Origin of the sequence: Nisaea sp., assembly GCF_039990255.1 — a bacterium.
GTDB lineage: Bacteria > Pseudomonadota > Alphaproteobacteria > Thalassobaculales > Thalassobaculaceae > Nisaea.
Map to the genome: position 1 here is coordinate 1,177,963 of NZ_JBDXGG010000018.1, position 20,110 is coordinate 1,198,072.

20 protein-coding genes are annotated in these 20,110 nt (G+C 57.7%); 15 read left to right on the plus strand and 5 right to left on the minus strand.

Going from position 1 to position 20,110, the window contains the following annotated elements; all coding sequences use genetic code 11:
- The first annotated feature begins 93 nt into the window (after positions 1 to 93).
- From tatA to ABJ076_RS15845, 7 genes are all read left to right on the plus strand, one after another.
- Positions 94 to 336 (plus strand): twin-arginine translocase TatA/TatE family subunit, encoded by a 243-nt coding sequence (tatA, locus tag ABJ076_RS15815; RefSeq protein ID WP_348185038.1) that lies wholly within the window; start codon positions 94 to 96, stop codon positions 334 to 336.
- 88 nt (positions 337 to 424) lie between these two features.
- A complete protein-coding gene (tatB, locus tag ABJ076_RS15820; RefSeq protein WP_348185040.1) occupies positions 425 to 883 on the plus strand; it encodes a Sec-independent protein translocase protein TatB in 459 nt (152 codons plus the stop codon).
- 3 nt (positions 884 to 886) lie between these two features.
- The gene (gene tatC / locus ABJ076_RS15825) at positions 887 to 1,708 is read left to right on the plus strand and encodes a twin-arginine translocase subunit TatC (protein ID WP_348185042.1); all 822 of its coding nucleotides are present in this window, start codon (positions 887 to 889) and stop codon (positions 1,706 to 1,708) included.
- Positions 1,709 to 1,810: 102 nt separating this feature from the next.
- Positions 1,811 to 3,100, plus strand: coding sequence for a serine--tRNA ligase (serS, locus tag ABJ076_RS15830; protein ID WP_348185044.1), 1,290 nt, complete (start codon positions 1,811 to 1,813; stop codon positions 3,098 to 3,100).
- A 14-nt stretch (positions 3,101 to 3,114) separates the two neighbouring features.
- The gene (surE, locus tag ABJ076_RS15835) at positions 3,115 to 3,912 is read left to right on the plus strand and encodes a 5'/3'-nucleotidase SurE (protein ID WP_348185046.1); all 798 of its coding nucleotides are present in this window, start codon (positions 3,115 to 3,117) and stop codon (positions 3,910 to 3,912) included.
- 6 nt (positions 3,913 to 3,918) lie between these two features.
- The gene (locus ABJ076_RS15840) at positions 3,919 to 4,563 is read left to right on the plus strand and encodes a protein-L-isoaspartate(D-aspartate) O-methyltransferase (RefSeq protein WP_348185048.1); all 645 of its coding nucleotides are present in this window, start codon (positions 3,919 to 3,921) and stop codon (positions 4,561 to 4,563) included.
- A gap of 114 nt (positions 4,564 to 4,677) precedes the next feature.
- Complete coding sequence (locus ABJ076_RS15845) at positions 4,678 to 5,739, plus strand: LysM peptidoglycan-binding domain-containing M23 family metallopeptidase (protein WP_348185050.1); 1,062 nt, start codon at positions 4,678 to 4,680, stop codon at positions 5,737 to 5,739.
- A gap of 12 nt (positions 5,740 to 5,751) precedes the next feature.
- Here the strand turns inward: ABJ076_RS15845 and ABJ076_RS15850 are convergent, their stop codons facing one another.
- Positions 5,752 to 6,609 (minus strand): ATP-binding protein, encoded by an 858-nt coding sequence (locus ABJ076_RS15850; protein WP_348185052.1) that lies wholly within the window; start codon positions 6,607 to 6,609, stop codon positions 5,752 to 5,754.
- Between the two features lie 292 nt (positions 6,610 to 6,901).
- Between ABJ076_RS15850 and yajC the strand changes: the two genes are divergently transcribed.
- From yajC to ABJ076_RS15880, 6 genes are all read left to right on the plus strand, one after another.
- Positions 6,902 to 7,252: a preprotein translocase subunit YajC gene (gene yajC, locus ABJ076_RS15855; RefSeq protein WP_348185054.1), complete on the plus strand. Its 351-nt coding sequence runs from the start codon at positions 6,902 to 6,904 to the stop codon at positions 7,250 to 7,252.
- A gap of 86 nt (positions 7,253 to 7,338) precedes the next feature.
- A complete protein-coding gene (gene secD / locus ABJ076_RS15860; protein WP_348185056.1) occupies positions 7,339 to 8,910 on the plus strand; it encodes a protein translocase subunit SecD in 1,572 nt (523 codons plus the stop codon).
- Between the two features lie 12 nt (positions 8,911 to 8,922).
- Positions 8,923 to 9,894, plus strand: coding sequence for a protein translocase subunit SecF (gene secF / locus ABJ076_RS15865; protein WP_348185058.1), 972 nt, complete (start codon positions 8,923 to 8,925; stop codon positions 9,892 to 9,894).
- Between the two features lie 4 nt (positions 9,895 to 9,898).
- Entirely contained in the window at positions 9,899 to 10,276 is a 378-nt protein-coding gene (locus ABJ076_RS15870; RefSeq protein WP_348185060.1) for an Mth938-like domain-containing protein, read from the plus strand.
- Between the two features lie 22 nt (positions 10,277 to 10,298).
- Positions 10,299 to 11,219, plus strand: a complete 921-nt coding sequence (locus ABJ076_RS15875; protein WP_348185062.1) for a squalene/phytoene synthase family protein — start codon at positions 10,299 to 10,301, stop codon at positions 11,217 to 11,219.
- On the plus strand, positions 11,216 to 12,064 hold the full coding sequence (locus ABJ076_RS15880; RefSeq protein WP_348185064.1) for a squalene/phytoene synthase family protein: 849 nt from the start codon (positions 11,216 to 11,218) through the stop codon (positions 12,062 to 12,064). The genes ABJ076_RS15875 and ABJ076_RS15880 overlap by 4 nt, the downstream gene beginning before the upstream one ends.
- 1 nt (position 12,065) lies before the next feature.
- Here ABJ076_RS15880 and trmFO read toward each other — a convergent pair whose 3' ends face one another.
- Positions 12,066 to 13,451 (minus strand): methylenetetrahydrofolate--tRNA-(uracil(54)-C(5))-methyltransferase (FADH(2)-oxidizing) TrmFO, encoded by a 1,386-nt coding sequence (gene trmFO / locus ABJ076_RS15885; RefSeq protein ID WP_348185066.1) that lies wholly within the window; start codon positions 13,449 to 13,451, stop codon positions 12,066 to 12,068.
- 181 nt (positions 13,452 to 13,632) lie between these two features.
- Between trmFO and ABJ076_RS15890 the strand changes: the two genes are divergently transcribed.
- Positions 13,633 to 14,853: a hypothetical protein gene (locus ABJ076_RS15890; protein ID WP_348185068.1), complete on the plus strand. Its 1,221-nt coding sequence runs from the start codon at positions 13,633 to 13,635 to the stop codon at positions 14,851 to 14,853.
- A gap of 12 nt (positions 14,854 to 14,865) precedes the next feature.
- Here ABJ076_RS15890 and ABJ076_RS15895 read toward each other — a convergent pair whose 3' ends face one another.
- On the minus strand, positions 14,866 to 15,747 hold the full coding sequence (locus ABJ076_RS15895) for a DMT family transporter (protein WP_348185070.1): 882 nt from the start codon (positions 15,745 to 15,747) through the stop codon (positions 14,866 to 14,868).
- Entirely contained in the window at positions 15,748 to 16,653 is a 906-nt protein-coding gene (locus ABJ076_RS15900; RefSeq protein ID WP_348185072.1) for a DMT family transporter, read from the minus strand.
- 160 nt (positions 16,654 to 16,813) lie between these two features.
- Between ABJ076_RS15900 and ABJ076_RS15905 the strand changes: the two genes are divergently transcribed.
- Positions 16,814 to 17,080 carry a helix-turn-helix domain-containing protein gene (locus ABJ076_RS15905; protein WP_348185074.1) on the plus strand — a complete coding sequence of 89 codons (267 nt, stop codon included), beginning with the start codon at positions 16,814 to 16,816 and terminating at the stop codon, positions 17,078 to 17,080.
- Between the two features lie 9 nt (positions 17,081 to 17,089).
- Here ABJ076_RS15905 and uvrA read toward each other — a convergent pair whose 3' ends face one another.
- On the minus strand, positions 17,090 to 19,954 hold the full coding sequence (gene uvrA, locus ABJ076_RS15910) for an excinuclease ABC subunit UvrA (protein ID WP_348185076.1): 2,865 nt from the start codon (positions 19,952 to 19,954) through the stop codon (positions 17,090 to 17,092).
- Between the last annotated feature and the right edge of the window lie 156 nt (positions 19,955 to 20,110).

The following is a 20,110-nucleotide window of genomic DNA, read 5'->3' on the forward strand; positions in this document are numbered from 1 at the left end:
CTGGACGTTGCAGAGGACCCATGATCATGCCTATATACGGCAAAAGTCCTAGTACGGGACGTAACTAATCTAGACAGACGGGGGCGTTCGCTCATGGGTTTCGGTAGTATCTGGCATTGGCTCGTTGTTTTGCTGGTCGTCGTCGTGCTTTTCGGCGGAAGCGGGAAAATTTCCTCGCTCATGGGCGACTTCGGCAAAGGTCTGCGCAACTTCAAGAAAAGCATTAAGGACGAGGATGGCGATCAGGCATCCGAGGGCGATTCCTCGAAGAGCCTAAATGCCGAGCAGCCCGCTGCTGCTGCGCAGCCTAAGGCTGACGAAGCACAGAAGAGCTGACGAAATCCGCTGGTTAACCGGCCACAATGCCGGAAACGAACCACGTACGGGCCATCAGGTGCCGTGGCGTGAATAATGGTATGCGCTGATGTTTGATCTCGGCTGGCAGGAATTTATGCTGATCGCGTTTGTCGCGGTGGTCATTGTCGGGCCCCGCGACTTGCCGCGACTCGTGCGCTCGGTCAGCTCCTATATCCGAAAGGCACGTACGATTGCCCGTGACTTCCAGAGTAGTCTGGAAGAAGTCGCCCGCGAAGCCGAACTCGACGATCTCCGCAAGGAAGCCAAAAGCATCTCCAGCGGCGATTTCGGAAAGCGCGTCACCGACTTGGTGGACCCGGGCGGGGACACCAAGAAGGAGATGGAGCGGATCGCCGGTCAGGCGCGGGATGTGGCGTCGTCACGCCCGGTCGAATCGGCGCCGGATGAGATAGAAGCCGAGAGCATACAGGATGCGAAAGCCCCTGTTACTGCTGAACCGACCGAGGCTAAACCCTCAAAATCAGACGGTAAGAACGCGCCGGAAAGCGCCGCGGCAGGACAATGATCCATGACTGAGGATACTGAAGAAAAGCGGATGCCTCTGCTCGACCATCTTGTGGAGCTGCGCAGCCGCCTGATCTACTCTTTTGCCGCTTTTATTATCGCCTTCTTCGTCTGCTATGCGTTCGCCGAGCCGATTTTCGCGTTTCTGGTCGAGCCGCTTGCCAGTCTGACCGAGGGTGAACCGGGCCGCAGGATGATCTACACGGCACTGCACGAGGCCTTCTTCACCTACCTTAAAGTCGGCTTCTTTGCGGCAGCCTGTCTGGCTTTTCCAATCATCTCGATGCAGATCTGGAGCTTCATCGCTCCCGGACTCTATAAGGATGAGAAGACGGCATTCCTGCCGTTTCTGATCGCGACGCCGATCCTGTTCACTATCGGTGCGGCCATGGTCTATTATCTGGTCATCCCGCTGGCTTGGCAATTCTTCCTAGGCTTTGAACATCCGGGTACTGACGGCTCACTGCCTTTGGTTCTTGAGCCGAAAGTCGATCAGTACCTGTCTCTGGTCATGCGTCTGATCTTCGCCTTTGGCGTATGTTTCGAGCTACCGGTACTCATCATCCTGCTGGCAAAGGTCGGCATGGTGAGTTCCAAGGGGCTCGCCAAGAAGCGGAAATACGCGATTCTCATCGCGTTCGTCGTCGCCGCCATATTGACGCCACCGGATGTCATCTCCCAGGTCCTGCTCGCCATTCCGGTTGCGATTCTCTATGAGATCTCGATCATCGGCGCGCGCATCATCGAGAAAAAGCGCGGCCAGCAGGCTGATGACGACGAAGATGATGAGGACGAAGACGAGACCTCGTCTAGCACCGCCACCTGACCATGCGGCGCCCCGGCAACGGATCGGGGCCTGCCGCTGGACCCGTCGGGTGGCACTGCCTATAAGATCAAACCGGAATTCCGAACAGAATGGACGTGTGAGATGCACGATATCAGATGGATTCGCGAGGACGGAGCGGCCTTCGACAAGGCCATGGCGCGCCGCGGATTTGCCTCGCAGGCCGACGCTATCCAAGCCCTCGACAAGCAATGGCGCGATACGACAACCGAGCTGCAGAGCCTGCAGCAGCGCCGTAACGAAGCTTCCAAGGAAATTGGCAAGGTGAAATCCCAGGGCGGCGATGCCGATGCCCTGATGAAGGAAGTTGCCGATATCAAGGATCGGATGCAAAGCCTTGAGGAAGAGGGGCGTGTCCATTCCGAGAAGCTGGATGCCGTGCTGTCCGGCTTGCCGAACGTGCTGGACGACGATGTGCCGGACGGCCCCGACGAGAGCGCAAACGTCTTGCTGCGCACTGTCGGCGACGCTCACCGTCCGAACGAAGCCTCTCCGGACCACGTCGCCATCGGCGAAGGTCTTGGCATGATGGATTTCGAGACAGCGGCGAAGCTTTCGGGCGCTCGCTTCTCGTTGCTGCGCGGCCAGCTTTCCCGTCTGGAGCGGGCCCTGGCGAACTACATGCTCGATATCCATACGGGAGAGTTCGGCTATACGGAGGTGTCGCCGCCTTATCTCGTGCGGGATACAGCGCTTTACGGCACGAGCCAGCTTCCGAAGTTCGGCGAGGATCTTTTCAAAACCACAGGGGATCATTGGCTGATCCCGACTGCAGAAGTACCGCTAACCAATATCGCAGCTGGCAAGATCCTGGCAGAAGAGGAACTGCCGTTACGCTTCACGGCCTATACGCCGTGTTTCCGTTCGGAAGCGGGCTCTGCTGGCCGGGATACGCGCGGCATGATCAGGCTTCACCAATTCAGCAAGGTCGAGCTGGTCTCGGTCACGCATCCCGATAAATCAATTGAAGAGCATGAGCGGATGACCGGTTGCGCCGAGGAAATGCTGAAGCGCCTCGGGCTTTCTTATCGTGTCGTCACACTCTGTTCGGGGGATACCGGATTCGGCGCGCGCAAGACCTATGATATAGAGGTGTGGTTGCCGGGGCAGGACGACGGTAAGGGCATGTACCGGGAGATTTCAAGCTGCTCCAACTGTGGCGATTTCCAGGCCCGCCGGATGAAAGCCCGTTACCGTGTCGATGGCGGTAAGCAAAACGGGTTCGTGCATACGCTGAACGGCTCTGCGCTTGCGGTTGGCCGGACACTGATTGCTGTGCTGGAAAATTATGCTGAAGCAGATGGCTCCGTCAGTATTCCGGAGGTGCTGCGCCCCTACATGGGCGGGTTGGAAAAGATCTCGGCCGTGGGCTGACAGGAGCGCGAAACATGACTTGGCCTCTCGACGTCAGCAAAGCCCGCATTCTGATTTCGAACGATGACGGCTATTACGCACCGGGGCTTCAGGTCCTGGTGCGGATTGCCCGATCACTTTCGGAAGATGTCTGGGTTGTGGCGCCGGAGAGCGAACAGAGCGGGGCAGGGCATTCCCTTACCCTCAGACGTCCCCTGCAGGCCCGTGAGCATCAACCCAACTGGTTCTCCGTGAACGGCACACCGACTGATTGCGTGCTGCTCGCTGTAAATGAGCTGATGAAAGGTAAGCGCCCCAACATTGTGCTGTCCGGCGTGAACCGGCATGGCAATCTGGCAGATGATTTGACCTATTCTGGCACGGTCTCGGCTGCCATGGAGGCAACCATCCTTGGTGTACCTGCTGTTGCTTTCAGTCAGGAATTGATCGAGGGCCAACCGGCGGATTGGACCCCGGCTGAATGCTATGGGCCAAATTTATTGCGCCGAATTCTGCATGAAGGTTTTCCGGCTAACACACTGCTAAATATTAATTTCCCTCCTGTTCCCGCAGAGCAGGTTAAAGGCATCCGTCTCACGTCTCAGGGCCGTCGTAAAAGTGGCGACGATATTATGGAGGTGACAGACCCACGCGGCGCACGGCATTACTGGATCGGGCATATGCAAAGCATGAAGCCTTACGCGGAGGGTACCGATCTCGCTGCAGTCGATGCAGGCTACATCTCGGTGACACCGATCAAGATGGACATGACCGACAATGAGACTCTGAAGTCGCTTCAGGGTGCGTTTCAACTGGCACACTCAACTGATTGAGCAGCGATGACTCTTGAGGAAAGCAAGATACGCCTGATCATGGAGCTGCGGCGCGAGGGGATCGCCGACAGTGCCGTTTTGGGCGCTATTGAGCGCGTTCCGAGGGAAATCTTCATCCCGGCGCCTATCAAGACCTTTGCTTACGACAACAGGGCGCTACCCATTGGGGCCGGCCAAACAATCAGCCAGCCCTTCGTGGTCGCCTTCATGACGCAGGCCCTCACTATCAACGATCGCTGCAAGGTTCTCGAGATTGGCACCGGGTCTGGATACCAGACTGCGATTCTGGGCCGTCTGGCACGTCGTATCTACACGATAGAGCGGCATCCCACCCTGTCTGATGAAGCGAAAGAGCGTTTCGAAGCTCTAGACCTGCATAAAGTGGTGACCCGGGTCGGTGACGGCAGCAAGGGCTGGCCGGAACAGGCACCGTTTGATCGCATACTCGTCACGGCGGCATCGGAAAGCGTGCCGGAAATCTTGCTGGAGCAACTGGGCGAGGGCGGTATCATGGTCGTTCCGATCGGCCCGCAAGACGGCACCCAGCATATTCATCGCTTTACACGGACAGAGGACGGAATTGAGGATGAATGCCTTCTGCCGGTGCGATTCGTGCCTCTGGTCGAGAGCGAAGTGCGGGACAGCGCTTGACTGTTCCAGTGTTGAGCGGCTCCTGGCGCGGACCTGTCAGCTCTGCTTGAGAAGGTGCTTTGCAAAACCTAAACTCGCACCATGGCAATGACGTTCCCACGTATTAGAAATTGGTTGGCCCTTCTTGTTTTGGCCAGTCTGCTCGCTGCCTGCGGCGCGGGCGCACCGCGTCTTGCCTATAGCCCTTCAGGAAAAGCGTCGTCTCATCTTGCCATCCCATCTGGTGGGAGGATCAGTGCCGGCCCGAGAGACACGGTCTATGAGATTTCCCGGCGATACGGTGTTCCGGTGCGGGACATCATCCTCGCGAATCAGCTTCAGCCACCCTACAAACTCTATGTAGGGCAGGACCTGCGTCTGCCGGCACCGAGCAGCTATGTGGTGCGGCAGGGAGACACGGTTTTCTCGATCTCCCGGCGCTTCAATGTCGATATGCGTACGGTCGTGCAGATGAACGACATCACGCCGCCTTACCAGATCCGGGTTGGACAGGAGATGCGTCTGCCATCGCAGGAGATCGCTAAAGACGCGACCGTCGCCTCCAACACCAGAACATCGCTTAGCGCCCCGCAACTTCCAAAGGGGCCTGGCAGTCGCGGTAGCACGACCCGAACGGCGCTGCTGTCACCTGGGACTGTTGCCTTGCCGCGGCTTAATCCGCGAAACGCTGCTCCGTCAGCGGGACAAACAGTTGTGCTTCGGCCCCCCGTTGTAAAACCCCGTGCGGCGCCCGTCCCGGCGACCAAGGCTAAAACCGGCCTTGAGGTCGCGAAGATTCGACCGCCGAAACGCGCGGGTTCAAAGTTCCGTTGGCCGGTTCGGGGGAGAATTATTGCAAATTTCGGACCACGCAAGGGCGGGCTTCATAATGACGGCATCAATATCGCCGCCCCGCGCGGTGCTGCGGTGACGGCCGCCGACAATGGTGTGGTCGCTTATGCGGGGGACGGGCTTCCCGGATTCGGCAAATTGTTGCTGCTGAAGCACGCAAATGGCTGGATCACGGCCTACGCCCACTGTGACCGCCTGCTGGTGAAACGCGGTGAGATTGTGCAGCGAGGCCAAACCATCGCGACAGTGGGCTCAAGCGGCAGTGTGGATCAGCCTCAGCTGCACTTTGAGGTGCGTCGGGAAAAGCGGGCTGTAGATCCGCGCCAATATCTCGATAGCATCTGAGACTTTGGTCAATCAGGTCAGCTTCTTGCCGAGATCTCCGGCCAGATCCTGAATAAACTGCCAGGCAACACGCCCGGAACGGGCGCCACGGGTGACTTGCCATTCCTTCGCCTTGGCCAACAGCTCTTCCGAGCTGATCGGCAGATCATAGGCCGAGGCGTAGCCTTCGATCATGGAGAGGAAGGTGTCCTGATCGCAGGAATGGAAGCCGAGCCAGAGTCCGAAGCGATCCGAAAGCGAGACTTTCTCCTCGACCGCTTCGCCGGGGTTGATGGCCGTAGAGCGTTCATTGTCGATCATGTCGCGGGCCATCAGGTGCCGGCGGTTGGACGTCGCGTAGAAGAGCACATTGTCGGGACGGCCCTCGACGCCGCCTTCAAGAACGGCCTTCAGCGACTTGTAGGAATTATCGGCGAAGTCGAAGGAGAGATCGTCGCAGAACACGATCAGACGACGCTCCGTATCCCGTGCGAGGTTAAGTAGGCGCGGAAGCGTTTCCAAATCCTCACGGTGAATTTCCACGAGGGCCAGGATGCCGTCTCGCTTCTCGTTTACCTGGGCATGCACTGCCTTGACCAGAGAGCTCTTGCCCATGCCGCGTGAGCCCCAGAGCAATGCATTGTTGGCGGGCAGGCCACGGGCGAACCGGTCCGTATTCTCGCGCAGCTGGTCAAGTTGAGGCCCAACCCCCTTCAGGAGAGATATATCGACGCGATTGATCCGCTTGACTGGATCGACCTGACCCGCTTGCGCATTCCAGACAAAGCCTTCTGCATCGCTGAGATCAGCGGCCTTGGCGGGCGGCGGTGCGATACGCTCTAGAGCGTCGGCAATACGGGCGAGAATCTCAAGCTCTCGGGCGTCGGACATGTCACTGGACCTTGAAAAAGAAGAATCGTCGAAGCTTTCAACCGGCCAAGTTACCGGCGCGGCGGGAAGGTATCATACGCCGCCTGTCCGTCAATTCCCCGGCCTGTGATTTCCACGGGCTTTCCGGCCATTGAAAAAGCGCGCCGGACCGGTATAGTCCGCCGTTCCGAGTTTTCGGCGTGTTCCAGTGGAAATCGCTGGCCGAGACGCCTGGGAGCGACTATGTGAGCGAAGTGTGCGCGAAAATCGATAGTGATCGTGCTGATCTTTGCGTTTGAATTGGGAGAACTTGATGTTCATTTCACCAGCCTATGCCCAAGCGGCTGGCGGTCTCGGCGGCGGCTTCGATGTAATGGCATTTCTGCCGTTGGTCCTGATTTTCGTTGTTTTCTATTTCTTGCTTATCCGTCCGCAGCAAAAGCGGGTGAAAGAGCACAAGGAAATGCTGTCCAAAGTCCGCCGGAATGATGTTGTTGTCACCAATGGCGGGCTGATCGGGACGGTTACCAAGGTGATCGACGATAAAGATGAGATCCTTGTGGAAATCGCCGAAGGTGTGAAGGTCCGCGTTGCCCGGAGCATGCTCTCCGACGTTCGCGCGAAAACCGAACCCGCGACGACCGAATCCAACGACAAAAAGTAAGAGTCTTCGCGGCGCCCTCACGGGCGCCGCTGACATATCCGATGACCCGTTATGGCGATGGCCGTCATGGCTAGAGGCACATAAAGATGCTCCAATTTCAGCCTTGGAAAACCGTTCTCGTTGCGCTGGTCTGCGCCTTGGGTGTCCTGTACGCAGTACCAAACGTGATTGAGCGCGATCTGACCCAGGTTCTTCCCTCCTGGCTTCCTGGTAAGAAGATCAATCTCGGTCTTGATTTGCAGGGCGGCTCACATCTTCTTCTCGAAGTCGACGTGGATGTTGTCGTTGCCGAACGGCTGGAAGCCATTGTTGATCAGACCCGGCGCAACCTGCGCCAGGAGCGGATCGGCTATCGTGGTCTTGGTGTGGCGAGCGATGCGGTCCACTTCACAGTTCGAAATCCCGAAGATCTTGAAAAAGCGAGACAGTCTGTCCGCAGGATCGATCCGGAGACGGAAACGGAAACCGGGGCCGGAAATACGATCCGGATCACGCTGACCGAAGTTGCGATGCGCGATCTCAAAGCACGGGCCATTGCTCAATCGATTGAGATTGTGCGCAGGCGCATTGATGAGACCGGTGTGCGCGAGCCGACGATCCAACGGCAAGGTGAAGACCGTATTCTGTTGCAGTTGCCGGGCGTTGACGACCCGGAACGGATCAAGGCGTTGCTCGGCCAGACCGCGAAACTGACATTCCGGATGGTTGATTCGACCGCGTCCGTTCAGGATGCAGTTCAGGGCCGCGTGCCGCCGGGTTCGCAATTGCTGCCGGCAGCCAACGAACGCCCAGGGGCACCGCAGAGTTACGTTGTTAAACGGCGTGTTATGGTCAGCGGTGAGAACCTCGTTGATGCTCAGCCGAGTTTCCAGGATGGACAGCCCGTCGTCAGCTTCCGGTTCGATACTGTTGGCGGCCGCCGTTTCGGCAAAGCGACGACCGAAAATGTCGGACGTCCTTTTGCCATCGTTCTGGACGGCAAGGTCATCAGCGCGCCCGTGATCCAGACCGCTATTCTTGGCGGCTCCGGTATCATTTCCGGCAGCTTCACCGTGCAGGAAGTTCAGGATCTATCGCTGCTGCTGCGAGCCGGTGCGCTTCCGGCCCCGTTGCAGGTTCTTGAAGAGCGTACAGTCGGACCGGGGCTTGGTGCCGATTCTATTGCCGCCGGCAAGTTTGCCAGTGTCATCGGTATGTTGCTGGTGATCGGCTTCATGATCGTCGCTTACGGATTCTTCGGCTTGCTGGCCAACTTCGCCCTGTTCTTCAACATGGCTTTGATCGTGGCCGTGCTCTCCAGCCTGCAGGCAACCCTGACCCTTCCCGGGATCGCGGGGATTGTCTTGACGGTTGGCATGGCGGTTGATGCAAACGTTCTTATTTTCGAGCGTATTCGTGAGGAAGTCCGGAACGGCCGAACGCCGATGGCTTCCATCGAGGCCGGCTATCAGCGCGCATTCCGGACAATCGTCGATGCGAATCTGACGACCCTGTTCGCGGCGCTTTTCCTCTACTTCATGGGGTCAGGTCCAGTGAAAGGATTCGCCGTGACACTGGGCATCGGCATTCTGACGTCTCTCTTCACAGCGACGCTGGTCAGTCGCCTTTTCATCGTGCTCTGGATGCGGCGCAGCCGGCCGATCGAACTTCCGATTTGAGGGAATAGATAGATGTTCAGACCACTTCGCATCGTTCCCCACGGAACCAATGTGCCGTTTGTTGCCAATCGCTATAAGGCCTTTGCTTTCTCTGTTGTGCTGATGCTGGTCAGTCTTGGCGGCCTCGTCGTCAACGGCCTTAATTTCGGTATCGACTTCCGGGGCGGCATCCTGATGGAGGTGAAGACCGACGGTCCGGCCGACATTCCGTCGATAAGAACCGCGCTCGGTAGTCTTGAGCTTGGTGATGTCAGCATTCAGGAATTCGGGGCCGAGGACGACGTCCTGATCCGTATTCAGCGACAGGACGGATCGGAAGCGGAACAGCTTACTGCCGTCGAAAAGGTGAAAGAGACTCTGGGTGAAGGTGTTGAATATCGCCGCACCGAGTTTGTTGGGCCGACCGTTGGCGAGGAGCTTAAGGAAGCTGGCTTGATCGCAGTTATCTGCGCGCTATCGGCCATCTTGATCTATATCTGGTTTCGCTTCGAGTGGCAGTTCGGTATCTGCGCCCTGATTGCGCTTAGCCATGATGTGTTCTCGACTCTCGGACTGTTCGCTCTCAACGGGCACGAGTTCAATCTTCCGACGGTTGCCGCGATCCTGACCATTGCCGGGTACTCGATCAACGACACCGTGGTTGTGTTTGACCGGGTGCGAGAGAATTTCCGCAAGTACAAGAAAATGACGTTCGCGGATTTGTTCAATCTTTCGATCAACGAAACCCTCTCGCGCACCACGATGACCTCGGTCACTACCATGCTCGCATTGTTAGCGATCTATTTCTTCGGCGGAGCCGTGCTGGCCGATTTCGCACTAGCGATGATTTGGGGTGTTATTATCGGGACCTATTCCTCGATCTTTATAGCCGTGCCGTTGCTGCTTTACATGCAGCCGCGACGGGGCGACGAGGATGATGACGCGGACTCTCCGGTCCAGATGCCGGAATACGAGCGGCAGGGAGCTGCCGACAAAAAGGACTGATCAAATGGATGTGACGCCCCTGATCCCGGAAGGCCTTCAGCTCATAGAGGCCTATGGCGACGGGGCGTTCCGGATCACCGGCGTTCGCTATGAGGGCGCAGTTTTTGTTTTCCCTGACGAAACACAGTTCTGGCAACAGGCCAGTGTCGAGGGGCTGACGGCGGCGGCATTCGCGCCGGTCACGGATAGAGAGACGGTTCCGGAGATCCTGCTACTCGGCACCGGCCCGCGCACGGAGTTCATCCTGCCTTCTATCCGCGCGGAGGTCCGGGAAAAGGGGCCTGTTGTGGATATCATGGATACGGGCGCCGCCTGCCGAACCTACAATGTCTTGCTTGCCGAAGGGCGCCGTGTCGCCGCCGCGCTATTACCCGTTGACTGATTCTTCAAACAACAATCGGCCAATGGCAGAGGATTTAGCATTCTGCCGAGAGATAGCCGGACGGGCCAACGCGAACCTGCTGCATGCCGCGCGCCTTCTTCCGACAGCACGGCAGGAGTTTTTCTTCGCAACCTACGCAGCCATGCGTTTGATCGACGACGCGGTTGACGATGGTTTTCTCTGCCGTCCGACTGAAGAGCGAGAGCATGAGCGCAGTGCCATGCTGGCCGATATCGATAATTGGCAGGACCAATGTCTCGGCAAAAGGGAACAGGGTCCGCTTCCAGCGGAGGTCTATCGAGCCCTGAAAGCGACGGCGCAACGTTCCGATCTTGGCGAGACGCCCTGGACCGGGCTCGCAGATGCCATGCGGCGCGATGTTTATGAACAGCCGATGCCAGACTGGGATGATTTCCTCGGCTATGCGGCGGGGGCGACCGTAGCTCCAGCAACCATTTTTATCTACCTGCTCGGCGCGAAACCAGCGGAGCGAGGTTTTGCCTGGGATCTGCCGGAGCTGCCGGTGCATTACGCAGCCGACCTTGGCATATTTTGCTACCTCGTACATATTCTCCGCGATCTGGCAAAGGATGCTGAACGGTCGGAGCGGCTGGTTACAATCCCCGATTCCCTGATTGAGGACGCGGAGTTGCAGAAGATCGGGCTCTCGGACGCCATCAGAGCCCGTGATCCACGTGTCGGTTCTCTTGCTGCGGATCTCCGGGAGCGGGCATCTTTTCATCTCAATGCCGGACGCGATTGTTTGCAGCCCCTCAGACCGCTCATCGGGCGGCGCGAACAATTGGCTCTGTCTGGACTAATTGGAATTTACGAATCGCTCTTCGATCGCTTTTCAGCGGATTACTTCGCGGGGATGGCTGATGCACCGGCCCTCGAGCAGGCGCTCCGGAAGAAGTTGCTGGCCTCGCAAGTCCCGTCATGACGCCTCAGTCTCTCACTCTCTCGGCGCCAGCCGCACTCGTCCGGCGGCATGATTTGGATCGCTTTCGATTCGCTCTGTTTGCACCGGCGAAGCATCGCGAGGCAGTTTTCACTCTGTTCGCCTTCAATCACGAGGTGGCGAAGACCAGAGAAAGTGTGAGCGAGACCATGATCGGCGCGATCAGGTTGCAATGGTGGCGTGACAGTATCGAGGGGATTTATAGCGGAGCGCCGCGCGATCATGAAGTGATTGGACCACTTGCGGCATGTGTCTCAGATTACGGGTTACCGCGTGAGGCATTCGACGCGTTGATCGACGCCCGGGAACGGGACCTTGAAGACCGTCCGATGGCGAACTTGGCGGAAACCGAATCCTATCTTCGCGCCACCACCCAGCCTCTGGTTAACCTGCTAACTCGAATACTGGCGCCAGGCCAAAGCTCGGATGCGGACGGTCTTGCTGATATTGCCGCCGGACATGCTCTGGTCGGGAAACTACGCGCGGCAGCTTTTGATGAATCAGTCCGACGCCCTTTTCTGTCTCGCGCGAGTCTTGAAGCACATGGCGGGGAAAGCCGCCAATTTGCGGAGCTAAAGGCGGATGACGGTGCCCGTAAAGCGGTGAGAGAGATCGCAGAGCACGCGCAAAGCCTCATCTTACGAGGGGTGTCGCGGACACCTAAGCACCCACATCTTGCGCCCTTGTTGTTGCCTGCTCGGCAAGCCCGAGCGCGGACCGCTTTACTGGCCAAACTGGATTATGATCCGTTCAGACCGGAATTTGCCGACCATGACCCGCTCGATGTCTGGCGCTTCTGGGTGGCAAGGCTGATCCGGCGGTACTGAGTTACTCTGCGGCGGCAGCTTTGTTGCCCGACAGCCATGCATCTATATCGCGTAAAGCGCGTCCGGCCATGGCTGCCTTGCGATCACGGCCTTTCAGTTTTCGTTTTTTTCCGTTCGGGGTGATTTCCGGCTCAACCGTCGGGAACAGTCCGAAATTGACATTCATTGGCTGGAAGGTCTCGATATCGGCATCGCCCGTAATGTGGGCAAGCAGTGCACCGAGCGCTGTGGTTCGCGGCGGCAGGGAGAGTTCGCTGTTCAGTCGCTCCGCGGCAGCGAAACGTCCGGCCATCATGCCTATGGCGGCGCTTTCGATATAGCCTTCGACACCTGTGATCTGCCCGGCAAAGCGCAAGCGAGGCATTGCCTTCATGCGCAGCGTGCCATCCAGCAGCAGCGGTGAATTGATGAAGGTATTGCGGTGAATGCCGCCCAGCCGAGCAAACTCTGCCTTTTCGAGCCCGGGAATGCTCCGGAAGACTTCGGTTTGCGGCCCGTACTTCATCTTGGTCTGAAACCCGACCATGTTGTACAGCGTGCCGAGGGCATTATCCTGACGCAGCTGGACCACGGCATGCGCTCTGGTTCCGGTACGTGGGTCGGTCAGGCCTACTGGCTTCATCGGTCCGAACCGCAGGGTTTCGGACCCACGCTCAGCCATCACCTCAATCGGCATGCAACCTTCGAAATAGGGGGTGTCTTTCTCCCACTCCCGGAACTCCATTTTCTCCGCATCAAGCAGAGCCTGAATGAAAGCGTCATACTGTGCTTCATCCATAGGGCAGTTGATGTAGTCCTTGCCGTCTCCCTCGGGGCCGACTTTGTCGTAGCGGGACTGAAACCAGGCTTTGTCGAAATCGATGCTTTCCTTGTGTACGATCGGCGCGATCGCATCGAAGAAAGCGAGCGAGTCCTGTCCGGTCAGTTTCGCTACAGCCTCGGAAAGCGCGGGTGAGGTTAGTGGGCCGGTTGCAACGATGACGGAATCCCAATCCTCTGGAGGCAATCCGTCAATCTCGCCGCGTTCGACAGTGATCATTGGATGCCCGGTAAGGGCCTCCTGCACCGCTGCCGAGAAATGATCCCGGTCGACAGCGAGGGCGGAGCCCGCGGGCACCTTATGAGCATCCGCCGCGGTCATGATGACCGATCCAACCCGGCGCATCTCCTCATGCAGCACGCCTACAGCGTTTCCTTCCGCATCGTCCGAACGAAAGGAGTTGGAGCAGACGAGTTCCGCGAGCCCATCCGTTTGGTGCGCTTCGGTCGAACGATCTGGGCGCATTTCATGCAGCACGACCGGGACACCTGACTCGGCAAGTTGCCAGGCCGATTCGGATCCGGCTAGGCCGCCGCCAATGACATGAACCGGGCGTATGTTATCCATCAAACTTCCAATATTCTGACTGCAGGTGGCAATTGGCAGACAGATAGACCTTAAAAGCACCAACATCAACGCGGCACAGCGGGGATGTGTTCGCGTTAACCATGTTTTCATTATTTTTTATATGGTAATGCTCATATAATGCAGTGATTTAGCGAACTGCGGATAACCGGCTAAAGATCTGATGAGCGACACAGGGTATTTCGAAAGTTTCGACCGCCAGAAATTGGATCCGACCGATAAGGACGGTTTCAAGTCCGCCATGATCGATTTTTGCCGCACGAACGCGATGGCGGCCGATGCCCTGATGGCCGGCAATGTCGAGATGCTCGGTCTGGAGAGCCTCAAGGAAAAATTCGGTCCGAACTGGGGCAAAGTCAGGGGCAAGGTTCATCTACTGACTGAGACCATCATCAAGCAGGTCATTACGCCGAATGATGTTTACGTGCTCGCCAACGCGGAGCAGTTCATTGTGCTGTTCGGCAAATGCGATAAGGACGTTGCAAACAAGAAGGCGCAACAGATTGCCAAGGAGGTGAACCGGCGCCTGCATGGTAGCAGTGCTGATAGCGGGTTTCACGGCGTCACAGTTAAATCCATGGTCTTTGAGATCCCTCGTGACGAGCCGGAGAAGCTGACGGACGTAAAGGCACTCACCGAGACAGTAGAAGAAGCGCGACAAGAGAAACAGGTGGGAGAGACCGAGGCGTTTGAGAAGGCCCGGGAAACAATCAAGCTGGTCTATTGGCCGATCACCAATATCCGCAAGCGTCTGGTTTCAATGTATCGCGCCGAGTTGTCGATACCAGACGGAACGATGCCGGAAGAAAAACGTGAAACGGGCGCTCTTGAATGTGCGATGGATGTCGCGGCCCTTCAACTGGCGCAGGCCATGATGAAGGATACGCCAAAGGCGAAGCCGTTTCTCTTATTGCCTCTGCACATTACTTCCCTGACCAACAAGCAGTTCCGGGAAGCCATTATATCCGAACTCAAGCTTCTCCCGGAATGGGCCGAGCGCCGTCTCCTGCTGTTGATCATGGGGCTGGACGATGATGTGCCACAGACCGTTCTGCACAATAATTTCGCTTACATCTCGCCGTTTTGTGCCGGATTTGTTGGAACGTTCTCCCGCACCTTCGCCCGTGCTGAGCAATTGGAGGGAGCGGGGCTGATCGGGACCGGTTGCAGTACTGGAGATGCAGAAGGGATCACGCCTTCCCTGGTCGAGGAGCTGCGCAACTTCGTGGTGAAGAATAATGGCCGCAAAATTCGGACATTCATATTCGACGCCCCGGACCTCGACACGGCAACCACGGCACGCAAAGTTCATTGCGATTATGTAGACGGACCCGGAGTGGTTCCGGCGCTCAGTGCTTTCGGACCTGTCTTCAAGATTGCCTGAAACACGAGAGCGTTACCAAAGAACCATTATTGCGCAGCCCAACACAGAAAGTAGCGCGCCAAAAAAAGCCTGATGCGACGGCCGACGGCCTTCGGCTATCCAGGCAATCGGTAAAATCAGAATTGGTGATAATGACCCTAAAACTGCCGCTATTCCCGCTTCGGTATGAGCGAAGGCATAAAGCAGCAATGACGTTGATATGCCGTAGCCGATCAGGCCTGGGATAATGGTACGGACTAGCAGGGTCGGCGTCAGTACCGCGTTCGCATTGGCAGTAGAATCTGGCCAGAGTGCGGCTAGGGAAATCAGAAGCGCCGCACCGAGCAGCCGTATCGCGGACAGTGCAATGGGCTCACTACCTGCCAGCATGGCAGGTTTCAGAGCAAGAAACCCCACGCCCTGAGACACCGCTGCAATTCCCCCGAAGAAAAGGGCGGCGACGATATGTTTTCCTCGCGCTCTTTTCGTCCGGTTCGCGCCAGCTGTTACAGCCAGACCGATACCGGCAAGCACGATAGCGCCGCCAACTATGTCCTGCAGAGCCAGTGTTTCGCCGAGCCAGAGAAATGCCATAAGCGCGACAAGGGGCGCTTTCAGGGAGATGACCAGTTCGGTCTCCTGAGGGCCGCAACGGCGCAGGCATTCGATCATCGCCAGATTCCCTAGAATTACTCCAAACAGAATGCTCACGAGGAAAGCAGGCCACTCTCCCCAGGTGACGCTTGGCCAATATCCGAGAAGGGCTGTAATGAGCCCCATCGTGAAACCGGAAGACAGCAACTGTATGCGGGTGAACTCGAATGCACCCAATCGCCGTGCCGGTGCGTGAGCGAGCATCATTCCCGTTGCCCAACCAAAGGAAGCACTGGTAGCCGCAAGAGCGCCGAGCAGCATTTACGAAGTCTCCCCAATGTTTGGGCTAGCGGCTGGAATGTGACGCCGGGCCGATGTCACCAAATAGACCGCAATGGTGATCAGGGAGAGAGCGACAAGGGTCTTCGCCTCCAACCGCTCGCCCAGTAAGGCAACCCCGAACAAGGTTCCCACAGCTGGGACCATGAAATTGATCTGTTGCATACGTCCGGCCCCGAGACGGGGCACCAGATAAAAGTAGATCAGGGTTGCTATGGCCGTCGAACAGACGCCGAGATAGAGGATTGCCAGGATTGGGGCCATGTCAGCGCTCACCACGCTAAAGGGATGTTCGAACATAAATGCCCCGACCGTTGCCGGAATTGCCCCGATGACAAGGGAGCCGGTCGCCATTTGCAAGGCCGGCAGGGTTATCCAACGGCGGACATAGAGTGTTGTCCCGGCGTAACAGAGTGCTGCGCCGAGGATCGCCAATTGCCCCGTGACATGATGACCGAGGCCGGAAAGCGCAGTCGCTCCGACCAGCACCAGTAATCCCCCGATGCCAAAACCAATCCCGAGAATAGAGCGTGGTGTTAGATGCTCGTCCGGTATCAGGAGCGGGGCCAGGAAAACCGTTGCTACCGGTGCAATTCCCATCAGCAGGGCTGCCAGGCCGCTATCTACATGGATCTCTCCGAATCCGATGAGAAGGAACGGGACCAGGTTTCCGAAGATTGCCGGAACGGCATAGTCAATCAATGCACGCCCGCTGAGTGGCAAGTGTCCCGATCTCAGGCACAGGATGAGATAGAGCAATCCGGCGCCGATTAGCAGGCGTGTGGATACCAGGGTGAATGGTCCGAAATCATCCAGACCGATCTTTACTGCCGCATAGGAGCCACTCCAGAGCAAAGCGAGGATCACCCAAAGAACTATCAAATGCATCATGGCCTCCAGTTTCAGGGGTGGCGGGGCGAACGAAAATGCGCTACAAAAATAATAGCAATACTGCTACGTTTTTAATAGCGATATGACAAGAGAAAATCTGACTAAGATTCCCCGCCCTGGAAAACCCGTTCGCGGATCGCGGACCGGTCAGCCGATCATGGTCCTGTTTGACCTATTGGGACGGCGCTGGGCCTTGGGAATTTTGTGGAACCTAAGCGGAGAGGTTTTGACGTTCCGTGAATTACAGAGCCGCTGCGACTCGGTCTCGCCGACCGTGCTCAATACGCGCCTGAAAGAACTGCGAACTGCCGGGCTCGTTGAGAAGGCAGAAAATGGATACGCGTTGACGCAAGCAGGCACAGCGCTGTTTCAGCATCTGGAACCGCTTGGCGACTGGGCCGCTGGCTGGACCCGGTCTTTGTAAATTTTCCAATCAGGCCGTTTTCTTCACCCCGGAAGAAGCCAGATAAGGCGCCAGATATTTGCCAGTATAACTGCCCGCTGTCTCAACAACGGCCTCCGGCGTCCCTTCGGCAACGATCTTGCCGCCACCGGAGCCACCCTCGGGGCCAAGGTCCACGATCCAGTCGGCAGTCTTGATGACCTCCAGATTGTGCTCGATGACAATCACCGTATTACCCTGATCGACCAGTGTATGGAGCACTTCCATCAGCTTGCGGATGTCTTCGAAATGCAGTCCGGTCGTCGGCTCGTCCAAAATGTAGAGCGTCTTCCCCGTCGCCCGCCGGGACAGCTCCTTCGAGAGTTTCACCCGTTGAGCTTCACCGCCGGAGAGGGTGGTCGCCGCCTGACCGATCTGGACATATCCAAGACCGACCTGTTCGAGCGTCACCAGCTTGTCGCGGATCGACGGCACAGCTTTGAAGAATTCCACACCTTCCTCGACCGTGAGCGCGAGCACGTCGGCGATGGATTTTTCCTTGTAGGTGATCTCCAGCGTTTCCCGATTGTAGCGCTTGCCCTTGCAGACGTCGCACTGGACATAGACGTCCGGCAGGAAGTGCATCTCGATCTTGATGACGCCGTCACCCTGGCATGCCTCGCACCGTCCACCCTTCACGTTGAAGGAGAACCGGCCGGCCTTGTACCCACGGGTCTTGGCTTCCGGCAGCCCGGCGAACCAGTCTCGGATCGGGGTAAAGGCGCCGGTATAGGTCGCCGGGTTCGAGCGTGGCGTGCGGCCGATTGGCGATTGATCGATATCCACGACCTTGTCGATAAACTCGAGCCCATGAATTTCGTCGTACGGTCCCGGGTGTTCACGTGCGCCATGCAGTTTCTTGGCGATGGCTTTCCACAGTGTCTCAATGATCAACGACGACTTGCCGCCGCCGGAAACTCCGGTGACGCAGGTCATGGTTCCGAGCGGGATAGAGACCGTAACGTCGTCCAGATTGTTCGCCGTAGCGCCGGTCAACCGGATATGCCGTTTCTTGATCGCTTTACGCCGCTTCGCCGGAATCGGCACTTGCCGGAGCCCGGTGAGATACTGTCCCGTCAGGCTTTGCGGGGCCCGCATGACTTCTTCCGGCGTGCCGGCCGCGACCACTGTGCCGCCATGTACCCCGGCGCCGGGGCCCATATCGACGACATAGTCGGCAGCCCGGATCGCATCCTCGTCATGCTCGACCACGAGCACGGTGTTACCGAGATCGCGCAGGCGGACGAGGGTGGTCAGCAACCGGTCATTGTCCCTCTGATGCAGGCCGATGGACGGTTCGTCCAGAACGTAGAGTACCCCAGTCAGGCCGGAGCCGATCTGGGATGCTAGGCGGATACGTTGGCTCTCGCCGCCGGACAGCGTGCCGGAAGCACGCGACATGGTGAGGTAATCGAGACCGACATTGTTAAGGAAACCAAGACGTTCGTTGATTTCCTTCAGGATGCGTTCGGCGATTTCCGCCTGCGTGCCCGTCAGGCTGTCGCTCAGCCCTGTGAACCATTTCACGGCCTCGGAGATCGACAGTTCCGTCAGCTCGCTGATATTGCGGCCTTCGATCTTTACTGCCAGCGCTTCCGGTTTCAGGCGTTGGCCATGACAGACCTCGCACGGTGCCACGGACTGGTATTTTGACAACTCCTCCCGGCTCCAGGCAGAATCGGTCTCCCGGAAGCGCCGCTCCATATTCGGCACCAGCCCTTCGAACGGCTTGTTGGTCTGGTAGCTACGCAAGCCGTCATCGAAGGTCATCACCACACGCTCAATGCCAGTACCGTAGAGCAAGGCACGCTGAGCCACTTCGGGCAGATCCTTGAACGCGGTGTCGAGTGAGACATCCAGGTGCTTTGCCAGGCTCTCCAGGGATTGTATGTAGTATTTCGAGGAGGAAGCGGCCCATGGCGCAATCGCTCCCTTGCGCAGGGTTTTGCTGCCATCCGGAACAATCAGGTCCGGGTCGAAATACATGCTGTTGCCGAGCCCGTCGCAGGCCGGACAGGCCCCAAAGGGATTATTGAAGGAAAACAGCCTCGGTTCTATCTCATCGATGGTGAAGCCGGAAACCGGGCAGGCGAACTTGGCGGAGAATGTCTTGCGCTCGCCGCTGGTAGCATCCTCGGCAATCAGCAGACCGTCAGACAGATCCAGCGCAGTCTCCACGGAGTCGGCGAGGCGGGTTGCAATCCCCTCCCGGACGACGAGCCGGTCCACCACTACTTCGATATTATGTTTCAGCTTCTTGTTAAGCGCCGGAACTTCATCGATTTCATAGAGTTCGCCATCAACCTTGAGGCGCTGGAACCCTTGCTTGCGCAGCTCAGCCATCTCCTTCCGATACTCACCCTTGCGGCCCCGCACGATCGGCGCCAGCAGATAGAGCCGGGTGCCTTCCTCCATTTCGAGGATCAGATCGACCATCTGACTGACGGTCTGGCTCTCGATCGGCAGGCCGGTCGCGGGCGAGTAGGGGATACCGATCCGGGCATAGAGCAGCCGCAGATAATCGTAGATCTCCGTCACTGTGCCGACCGTGGAGCGCGGGTTTCGGGACGTTGTCTTCTGTTCAATGGAAATCGCGGGGGAAAGCCCCTCGATCAGATCCACGTCGGGCTTCTGCATCAGTTCGAGGAACTGCCGGGCATAAGCCGAGAGGCTCTCTACATAACGACGTTGCCCTTCGGCATATATCGTATCGAAGGCCAGAGAGGATTTACCCGAGCCGCTGAGCCCGGTCAGAACCGTCAGGCTGTTCCGGGGGATGGAGACATCGACGCTTTTCAGATTGTGCTCACGCGCACCCTGGACACGGATATCTTTAGGTTCGGAAGAGGCTGACATTGGCGGAATCCGGACTAAGAACGAAACAGAAACATTTATAAGGCGCGCAACCGGACTTGGCCACCTGCATTTTGCAGGTGCAGCAAATCCCGAAGATTGCCGGACCGAAAGCATAGCGACTGGATTAGCCGCTTAGGATATGGGACAGTCCGGCAA